This is a genomic window from Pyxidicoccus sp. M15, assembly GCF_056858435.1.
In genome coordinates, this window is record NZ_CM166495.1 from 2,074,480 (window position 1) to 2,084,051 (window position 9,572).

Annotated in this window: 6 protein-coding genes; 4 read left to right on the plus strand and 2 right to left on the minus strand. The window is 71.5% G+C overall.

From position 1 onward, the window contains the following. Complete coding sequence (locus ACX9TP_RS08330; protein ID WP_482979195.1) at positions 1-882, minus strand: fatty acid desaturase family protein; 882 nt, start codon at positions 880-882, stop codon at positions 1-3. Between the two features lie 310 nt (positions 883-1,192). Between ACX9TP_RS08330 and ACX9TP_RS08335 the strand changes: the two genes are divergently transcribed. The 4 genes from ACX9TP_RS08335 (at position 1,193) to ACX9TP_RS08350 (ending at position 7,643) form a co-directional block, all read left to right on the plus strand. After that, positions 1,193-2,830 (plus strand): hypothetical protein, encoded by a 1,638-nt coding sequence (locus tag ACX9TP_RS08335; RefSeq protein WP_482979196.1) that lies wholly within the window; start codon positions 1,193-1,195, stop codon positions 2,828-2,830. A gap of 341 nt (positions 2,831-3,171) precedes the next feature. Next, a complete protein-coding gene (locus ACX9TP_RS08340) occupies positions 3,172-3,993 on the plus strand; it encodes a hypothetical protein (protein ID WP_482979197.1) in 822 nt (273 codons plus the stop codon). A gap of 317 nt (positions 3,994-4,310) precedes the next feature. After that, positions 4,311-6,605, plus strand: a complete 2,295-nt coding sequence (locus tag ACX9TP_RS08345; RefSeq protein WP_482979198.1) for a vanadium-dependent haloperoxidase — start codon at positions 4,311-4,313, stop codon at positions 6,603-6,605. A gap of 189 nt (positions 6,606-6,794) precedes the next feature. Continuing rightward, positions 6,795-7,643, plus strand: coding sequence for an EamA family transporter (locus ACX9TP_RS08350; protein WP_482979199.1), 849 nt, complete (start codon positions 6,795-6,797; stop codon positions 7,641-7,643). A gap of 3 nt (positions 7,644-7,646) precedes the next feature. Here the strand turns inward: ACX9TP_RS08350 and ACX9TP_RS08355 are convergent, their stop codons facing one another. Next, complete coding sequence (locus ACX9TP_RS08355; RefSeq protein WP_482979200.1) at positions 7,647-9,572, minus strand: tetratricopeptide repeat protein; 1,926 nt, start codon at positions 9,570-9,572, stop codon at positions 7,647-7,649.

The following is a 9,572-nucleotide window of genomic DNA, read 5'->3' on the forward strand; positions in this document are numbered from 1 at the left end:
CTACGTGCTCGCTCCGGGCGTGGCCTGGGGCTCGGCACCCACGCGGCTGAACACCCGGGCGGCCCAGCCGGGGCTGATGGGAGACACGTCCGTCCGGAGCTCGGCGGGGAGCTGTCCCTGGCGCTCCAGTCCCTCCGTCACCTCGGGCAGCGCGCGCCAGGGCGTCTGCGGCTTCAGGTGGTGCGCCTGGTGGTAGCCGGCGTTGAAGAACCAGCGGTTGTAGAAGGGCGAGGTGGACGTCACCGCCAGCCGCGAGCGCTCCCGCGCATCCGCGTCCAGGTGGGCCGCGAGGTTGAGGTAGTGGATGCACGTCTGCGTGACGATGAGCGTGCCCAGCAGCGACAGGCCCAGCGACGGCTGCCACAGCGTCAGCGCCAGCAGCGTGCCGTCCACCACCGCGAAGTCGATGAACAGCTCCGCCTTCTGCCCGCGCGTCTTGCACGCGCCCCACACCTTGACCAGCGTCTCGAAGGGCCAGAACCACGGCGTCAGCGCCCAGCGCACGCAGTAGCGCAGCGCGCCCTCGCCCGGGTGGCGCCGTCCCCAGTCCCCGTCGCCGTCGTTGTAGCGGTGGTGGTTGAAGTGGTGGAGGTAGTAGCCGCGATACGCGAAGCCACACGCCAGCCCGAGCGTGCGCGACACCACCCACTTGAGTGCGCGGGGCTTCGCGATGGGCACGTGCATGTGGTTGTGCAGCACGGCGTAGTTCCAGAACATCACCGCCCAGCCGAGCACCATGGCGCCCACGCGCGCCGGCACGCTCCAGCCGCTCCAGAGCACGGCCGTCGTCACCAGCCACACGGCCCAGAGCGCATGGACGCCGAGGCTCGGAAGGTCCAGCCGTGGGTCCAGCCGCGAGGCCTGTGTGTCGGTCCTGGTCATGAGCCCCCTCCCTGACAATGAATCAGCAGCCGACTCTAACAACACACGGCCGAAGCGCGAGCCCGCGGGTCCCCGGCCACCCGTTGCCGGACAATGACCCACTGCCAACTCGTTGCATCGCAAACGTGTGACGCGAGGAGCAGGCGGGCAGGCTTGAGGGGCAGCGCGTGTCGGTTGAAGGACATCCCCGAGGGGCGGCAGCGAGCGGGCAGGAGAGCCGTGGGCTCCCCGGTCCTGCCGCCCGGCGCGCGGCGCGTGCTGTCCTGCGCGAGCCCTGACGGGGATTGGCGGGGCTGGAGGTTCCACGGCGTTGCGTTTCGAACTGCGGGCGTCCTGGGTCCTGCTGCTGCTCGTGCTGGCCTGCGGGCCGGGGCAGGGCGGTGAGCCGTGCGAGGCCTCGTGCGCGCCGGATGATGCCGCGTGCGTCGAGCAAGCCTGCGCCGATGCACCGGAAGAAGCACAGCGCGCCACCGTCGACTGCTCGGCCCTGCCCGAGGGCGGCAGATGCCTGGGGACTCGCGTGGTGGAGCGGTGCCTGCTGGGCGTGCTCCTGCGCGAGGACTGCGCCGTGGGGGATGCGTGCGTGGAGGAGGACGCCGGAGCCCGCTGCGCGGAGGGCGCGGCGTGCGTGGAGGGCGTCACGCGCTGCGCGGCGTCCGGAGGGCTGGAGGCGTGTGTGGACGGGCGCTGGCGCTCGCGGGAGTGCACGGCGGGCTGCGTGGAGGCGGGGCGCCGGGGCTGGTGTGGCGCGCCGGGACGTACGCTGAGCGGCACCGTGCGCTACGCGCGCCGCCGGCCCGATGCCACGTTCCACGACTGGACGCCGGAGGCGGAGTGGGTGCCGGCGGGCGGCTTCCTCGTCGCGTCCTACCAGGGCGAGACGCTGGTGGACCTGGAGGTGACGGACTTCGACGGGCACTTCACCGTGCGCGTGCCGGCCGGGGTGCAGTCGCAGGACCGCATCGTCGTCTACGCGGCCGGGCGGGGCAGCGCCGCGACGGTGGACTACGCGGTGGCGGACCCGGCGCTGTCCGGCGAGCAGCGCGTGCCCGCGGTGCCGGGGGCGTCGGCGCGCATCTGGAGTTGGTCTCGCTCCACGCAGGCGCTGGTGGAGCGGCCGGTGTTCAGCATCCGCGAGTCGGATGGCTCGGGGGCCGCGGCGGTGTTCGACTCGCTGCGCCTGGCGTGGCACCGCGCGCGGGAGCGCTACGGGAGCCCGGGCCTGCCGGTGGTGGCGTGGCTCGGCTTCGGCACCACGTGGTCCTGCGGTGCCTGCTTCTCGCCCCGGCCGGTGACGGCGGCGGGGCGCAGGTGGGAGGCGCAGGTGTGGCTGCCCGGCGACGCGGACGCGGCCTGGTGGTCCGAGGCCATGGTGTTGCACGAGCTGGGGCACTGGGTGATGGCCAGCCACGGCAGCAGCCCGGAGGAGGGCGGTCCCCACTTCATCGGCGTGCCCACCTTCCCCGGACAGGCGTGGAGCGAGGGCTGGGCCACGTGGTTCAGCTCGGACGCGCGTGGCAGCTCGCGGTACTACGACAGGCAGGGCGGGACGATGTTCTGGGTGGACCTGGCGACGCGTGCGCCCGCGACGGGCACGTGGACGCGGCCGAAGCCCGCGGACGGCCTGCTCCAGCGCATCGACGAGAACGAGGTGGCCGCCATCCTCTACCGGCTCGGAAGGGGCACGGCGTCACGGCAGCCGCTGTACGAGGCGCTCGCCGCGCCCGCGATGAATGCCTCGCCGTGGGCGCGGGGCTACCTGCGGCACAGCTGGCGGATGGAGAACGGGAAGATGGTGGATGTGAAGGAGACGGACGCCTCCGCGCCGTGCCTCGCGGACTTCCTGGACACGCTGATGTGCCACGGCTTTCCCCGCTCGGTGATGGACCTGGCCACCGAGCCCGCCGTGGCGTTCCCGTACCCCAGTCATGCCCCGCTGTGCCGGTGAGTGTGATGACGCCGTGCTTCCCGTGTGAGGTCTCGTGCTGCCCCCGGATGCGACGAAGCCCGCTGCGCCTGAAGCCACTCTGGGAGGTTCGTTCGTGCTCCTGACGCGACGACTCGCGCTGCGCCTGAAGCCACTCCGGGAGGTTTCTTCGTGCTCCTGAACAACGACCCGCGCTGCGCCCTCTCCAGGAGGTGCCGTCGTGCTCCTGACGCGACGGACACCGCAGCGTCCGCGCCCTCTCCGGGAGGTTCCCTCGTGCTCCTGACGCGACGGACACCGCAGCGTCCGCGCCCTCTCCGGGAGGCTCCCTCGTGCTCCTGACGCGGCGGAGAATCGCGGGAGTGGTACTCGCCCTCGCCCTCGCGGGAGCGCTGTCCGCGGGAGTGGCCTCCGGCGTGGAGCGCGTCCGGGGCAAGGCGCGGAAGCGGCCCGAGCCGCCGCCGCCCTTCTCCCAGGGGAGCAGGATTCGGACCCGCGTGGACGCGCAGGCGCAAGCCACACCGGAGGTGCCGCGCCCCGCGGCCGCGAAGCCGGTGGAGGCCGCCGCGTCCGAGGCCGGAGTCTCCTCCGTCGCGCGAAGCGAGCGGAAGGCGGCTCGCGAGCAGACGAGGGTGGGGCGCGTCGCCGAGTGGAAGGGCGGCACCGGAGAGGAAGTCCCGCCGTCGGATGCCGTCGCGCCGGACGACCACGCCGAGGCGCATGTCCACGGTGCCCCGCTGTCCGGGCTCACCGCCCGCATTCCCGCGCCGATGCGGGTGGGCTGGACGGTGGTGGAGTCGTCGGCCGGACGCGTGCGGCTCGTCGCGGAGGTGGAGCGGCGGATGGGCTTCGGCGCTCCGGTGGCCGTGCGCATCTCGCTGCCGCGCGACGCGGCGCTCCTCGAAGGCCCCGAGGACTTCACCGTGCCCGAAGGGCCGGGAGGGGATGTCCGCACCATCGCGTACGTCGTCACCTTCGGGACGGGAGCTCCGCCCACGGAAGACCTGGTCCTGGTGGCACACTCCGAGGGCGCGTCCTTCGGCGCCCACGCCGAGGAGCGCTACGCCTTCGGACGCGCGTTCACCGCTGAGTCGCGCCCCGTGCCGGACGGCCCCGTGCTGCCTCCCTCGCTCCTGATGGGTGGGCGCCCGACGACGGATGGCGCCGATGAGCCGTCGCCCTGAGAGGCATTGACGCCCTGGCGGGTCTTTTCATCCGAAGACAGCCGTCATGAGCCGCTGCTCTCGTGAAAAGACTTGCGGAGTTTCAATGTCTCGAGCCGGGATTCTCCTCCGTGGGTCCCGTGGCTGTCGCAAGAGGGTGCTCTGCTCCGGGAAGGGCCTGCGTGGAGCTGCTCCGGAGGTGTCTCATTGAAGACATGTTCCGGGCATCATCGGTGCAAGGTTATTCTCGCTTTCTCAATCAATGTCAGACGTGGCTCGTAGAAGTCGTTGCACGCCCCCAGCAGCCCGAACTCCACATTCGGGGGACGAGGACGACCATGGCCAAGGCGCATACCCTGACTGACAACTTCAACGACAACACGATCAACACCACGGTGTGGGAGGCGTACTACGACTCGAAGGAGGTCAACCAGCGGCTCGAGCTGCGCCCCGTGCCCACCTCCAGCTCGCAGAACTACGTCGGCTACCAGACCCAGGGCCAGTACGACCTGACGGACTCGTTCCTGGCGGTCGAGGTCATCCAGGTGCTGCCGACTCCGGGCACCGAGACCTACCTCAAGGCGGGGAGCAGCGCGGGCGTGCTGTACATCACCATGGAGGGAACGCACCTCAGTGCTCGCCAGGAGGTCGGCGGCACACTGACCATCCTCGCCACCGTCACGTACGACCCGCAGCTCCACCGCTGGTGGCGGTTCCGGGAGACCAGCGGAACGACGTACTGGGAAGTGTCTCGGGACGGCAGGGCCTGGAACGCGCTCTTCAGCAAGGCCACCCCGTTCGCCCTCACCTCGGTGCTCCTCGGCGTTGGCGCGGGCGCCTACCAGACGACGGCCACTCCGGGCGTGGCCATCTTCGACTCGCTCAACCTGCCGCCCGGCGGCCGCTCGCGGCGCGTGGAGGAGCGGCGGCTCTCGTCGGAGGCGGTGCGCAAGCAGGCCGCGGAGCTCGCCGCCGAGCGGCCGCACCCCGAGCACTTCAACAACGACGACGAGGTCAACTACCCGAGCCAGCCCTTCATCGGGAACTACTCCAAGTCCCTGCGCCACGACTCCGTGGGAGACCCGGAGCCCCACTCGTACGGCACCCTGCTGCGCGCCCTGCAGAGCCGCGACCCGGGCGACTTCGAGGAAATCATCCTCGCGTCCAGCACCGCCAAGAAGCTCACCAACCCCCAGGCGGGCCTCGCCTTCGACCTGGAGGGCCCGGACGCGCAGGCGCTGACGCAGCCGCCCGCGCCGCGCTTCGACAGCAAGCAGACGGCGGCGGAGATGGGCGAGCTGTACTGGATGGCGCTCGCACGGGACGTGCCCTTCATCAACTACGCCACCGAGGCGGGCACCAGCGGCAGCATCCTCAACCGCGCCATCAGCTCGCTCAACGGAGAGTTCTCCCAGTTCGGCGGCACCGTGCCCGTCACCGCGCAGAACGTCTTCCGGGGCGTCTACGTCGGTGAGCAGGTGGGGCCGTACGTCTCGCAGTTCCTGCTCAAGGGCAACATCGACCCGCGCAAGCCGGACGGGCAGGGGCGCGACGCCGCCGAGGGCTACATCACCTTCGGCTCGCGCGTCATCGACCAGCGGCAGTGGACGGTGAAGGGCTACCCGGAGCTGGGCGCGGCGGCGGACTACCTGACGACGCACGCCAACTGGCTCGCCGTGCAGAACGGCCGCGACGACCGGGGCCAGGACCAGTTCGACATGACGCAGCGGCGCTTCATCCGCAACCTGCGCGACGGCGCCAACTTCGTCCACTTCGACCAGGTGGTGGACGCCTGGTGGAACGCGGCCTACTACCTGCTCTCCGAGCCCGTGGGGAACCAGTTCATGGGCAACGCCACCGGCACCGGCCGCCCGCTGGTGGACCTGGAGTTCGCGAAGAATTCCGGCAACCCGTACGACCCGCCGGGCACGGCGGCGGACTCGCGCACGCAGGTGGGCTTCACCACCTTCGGCCCCATCCACCTGCTCCAGTCGCTCATCGAGGTGGCGGGCCTCGCCGGCCGCGCGGTGTGGTGGCAGAAGTGGGGCGTGCACCGCCGGCTGCGCCCGGAGGAGTACGGCGGCCGCGTCGACAACCAGCTCAACAGCCGGCGCACGTATCCGCTGCATGCGTCCATCACCACGTCGCTGTCCACGGGCGGGCTGGCGCCGTACTTCCCGGAGCGCTACGGCTCGTACCTGCTGCCCCAGGCGTACCCGGAGGGCGCGCCCACGCATCCGGCCTACGGCGCGGGGCATGCCACCATCTCCGGCGCGTGCGCCACCCTCCTCAAGGCCTTCTTCGACGAGAGCGCCCTCATCGAGTCGCCGGTGGTGCCCACCGCGGACGGCCTGTCACTGGTGGCCTACACCGGCACGGGCGCATCGCAGCTCACGGTGGGCGGCGAGCTGAACAAGCTGGCGGGCAACATCGCCCTCTTCCGCAACGCGGCCGGCGTGCACTGGCGCAGCGACTACACGGAGTCGCTGCGGCTCGGTGAGTCGGTAGCCATCGGCTTGCTCCAGGAGATGAGCCTCACCTTCAACGAGGACTCCGCCTTCTTCCAGTTCACGAAGTTCGACGGGACGAAGGTCCGCATCCAGCAGGGCGGCGTGACGCCCGTCCCGGCGTAGCGCCGTGAGGTCCCTGTTCGGAAATGTCGGGAGTTCTGCGCCGCGAAATGTCCCGACATTTCCGAACAGTACGCTCCTGGCCCGTCTCCGGGAGCACAGCCGGGAATCGCGCTCCCGGTGTCGAGCGGAGCCTGCGCGTATGCGACATCCAGGTTAGACACGGGCCTCCGTCGTCGTGGAGGAGCCGCGTTGGAGACCGTCGCGCTGGTGCTGGTGCTGTCGTCCGCCTTCCTCCATGCCTCGTGGAACGCGCTGCTCAAGCGGCACCCGAATCCCGAGGTGGGCGTGGTGAGCGTCATCACCGTCTCGGTGGTGGGCGGCGCCCTCTGGACGCTGGGGATGCGGGGGGAGGCCTTCCCCACGGCGCGTGGCCTCGCGTGGGCGCTGGGCGCGGGGGCGTGCGAGAGCATCTACCTGGCTTCACTCTCCCGGGCGCTGAAGCAGGCGCCGCTGGGGCTCGCGTACACGGTGTCGCGCGGCGGGGCCATGTTGCTCGTGTGGCCGGTGTCCGTGCTGTGGCTGGGCGAGGCCGTATCCGTGTGGAGGGTGTCCGGCGCGGTGCTGCTGGGCGGGGGGCTGGTGGTGATGAACCTGTCCCGTCCGAAAGGACCCGCGGCCACGGGGGTGGCGTGGGCGGCGCTGGCGGCGGTGTGCATCGCCGGCTACCACCTGAGCTACAAGCTGGCGCTCGGCGAGGGCGCGCAGCCGCCGGCGCTGTTCGCCACGGGGCTCCTCGTCGCGCTGCCGGTGCTCGTCCTGGAGCGGGTGCGGAAGCTCGGCTGGAGCACGCTCAAGCGGGAGGCGGTGGTGCGTCCCGGGCTCGTCGTCTTCACCGGCATCGTCTGCACGCTGTCCTTCGCGCTGCTGCTGTCCGCGCTGGGAAGCAGCGGCGCGGGCGCGGTGCTGACGCTGCGCAACACCTCCATCGCCTTCGCCCTGGGGCTCGCCGCGCTCCAGGGCGAGCGGCTGGAGCGGAGGCAGCTCGCGGGCGCGGCCGTCGTCGCGGTGGGCGCGGTGCTACTGGGCGTGCCGGGCTGAGCGCTACGGCGTCGGCGCGGACGCCGTCGCCATCCGCTTGATGGCGTTCTTCGCGTCCTCGTGGTCCGGCTGCAGCTTCAGCGCCGTCTCGTAGGCCTGCTTCGCCTCGTCCGTGCGCTTCGTGGCTTCCAGCAACTGTCCCAGCGCGTTGTAGGGCTCGGCGAAGTTGGGGTCCACCTGCGTGGCGCCGCGGAAGGACTTCTCCGCGTCCTTCGCATTGCCCTGCTGGTACAGCGCGTGGCCCAGGTACAAGAGCCCCAGCGCGTTGCGCGGCTCCACCGCCAGCACGGCGGTCAGCACCTTCTTCGCCTTCGCGCCGTCACCGCCGCGCAGGTAGATGAAGCCCAGCTCGGCCCGCGCCTCCAGCTGCGCCGGGTCCTTCGCCACCACCGCCTCCAGCTCCGTCACCGCCAGGTCCGGCCGCCCGCGCCGCGAGTGGACGATGCCCAGGCGCGCCAGCGCCGCCGTGTCGGGCTCCTCGCCCTCCTTCGGCTTCAGCAGGCCCTCGGCCGTGACGTAGTCGCCCATGGCCATCAGCAGGTCCGCCAGCGCCAGCTGCGCCACGCGGTTGCCCGGCTCTTCCTTCAGCAGCGCCTCGTACAGCGGCTTCGCCTTCGCGCTCACCCGCTTCTTCGCGTACGCGTCCGCCAGCGCCAGCCGGTACTCCACGGTGGGCGACAGCTCCACGCCCGCCTCGTACTGGGCAATGGCGCCGTCCAGGTCGCCCTTGGCCTTGAGCGCGTCGCCGTAGGCCGCCCGGGCGCTCGCGTCCTTGGGGAAGGCCTCCACCGCCGTCTTCAGCGTGGCCACCGCCTCGTCGGCCTTGCCCAGCCCGAGGTACGCGCGCGCGAGGCCCTGGTACGCCTCGGGCGTCTTCTTCCCGTCCTCGGTGCTCTTCTCGATGGCCTTCTGGAAGGCCACCACCGCCTGCTTCTTCTTGCCCTGCGCGAGGTACAGGTGGCCCAGCTGGGTGTACGGCCCGCTGGCGCGGCGCGGCTCCAGCACCAGCGCCTTCTCGAAGGACTTGGTGGCGCGCACGTTGTCGCCGAGCTGGAAGTACGCGAGCCCCAGGTTGAAGTGCGCCTCGGCGTACTTCGGGTCCGCGGAGATGGCCTTGAGGAAGGCCTCGGTGGCCTTGCGCGGGTCGCCCATCTCGTTCACCGCGACGCCCAGGTTGTTGTGCGCGCGCGCGTGCTTCGGCTCCGCGGCGAGCGTGCGCTGGTACTCGGCGATGGCGCCGGCCAGGTCGTTCTCCCGCATGAGGATGACGCCCAGGTTGTAGTGCGCCTCCGCGTCGCCCAGCTTCTCGCGGGTGGCCTCGCGAAGCGTTTCCTTGGCCTCCGCGTTGAGGCCCTTCTCCGCCAGCGCCTTGCCCAGGTTGACGCGGGCGACGTTGAGCTTGGCGTCCAGCTTCAGCGCCTCGCGGTAGGACTCAATCGCGTCGTCGGTGCGGCCGGCGCGCTGCAGGGCCTCGCCCAGGTTGAAGCGCAGCTCCGCGTCCTGCGGGGACAGCTCCGAGGCCACCGAGTACTGGCTGATGGCCACGTCCGACTCGTCCAGCACGCGCGCCAGCAGGCCGCGCTCCGCGCGCAGCGTGGAGTCCTCCGGGAAGGCGGCGATGGCCGTGTCCAGCACCGTGCGCGCCTTCTCCGCGTCACCCGCCAGGCGCAGCGCCCGGGCCAGCGCCAGCTTGGGCGGCACCAGGTCCGGCTCCAGCGCCACCAGCTTCGTCAGCGGCTCCACCGCCTTCTTCGGCTTGTTGAGCGCGAGGAAGGCCGTGCCCAGCCGGTAGAGCGCGTCCGCGTCCTCGGGGGACTGCTCCAGGCGCGCGCTCTCCACGGCGGCGGTGCGCTCGAGGGCCGCCGCGTCCGGCGCGGGAGCCTGCGCGGTCAGCAGCTGCAGGACGAGGAAGCCGGCGGTCGTCGACAT

What these genes read in the sequence shown, in the direction of transcription:
- ACX9TP_RS08330 (WP_482979195.1), bottom strand. Translation starts at nt 882, where the DNA reads ATGACCAGGACCGACACACAGGCCTCGCGGCTGGACCCACGGCTGGAC.
- ACX9TP_RS08345 (WP_482979198.1), top strand. Translation starts at nt 4,311, where the DNA reads ATGGCCAAGGCGCATACCCTGACTGACAACTTCAACGACAACACGATC.
- ACX9TP_RS08355 (WP_482979200.1), bottom strand. Translation starts at nt 9,572, where the DNA reads ATGTCGACGACCGCCGGCTTCCTCGTCCTGCAGCTGCTGACCGCGCAG.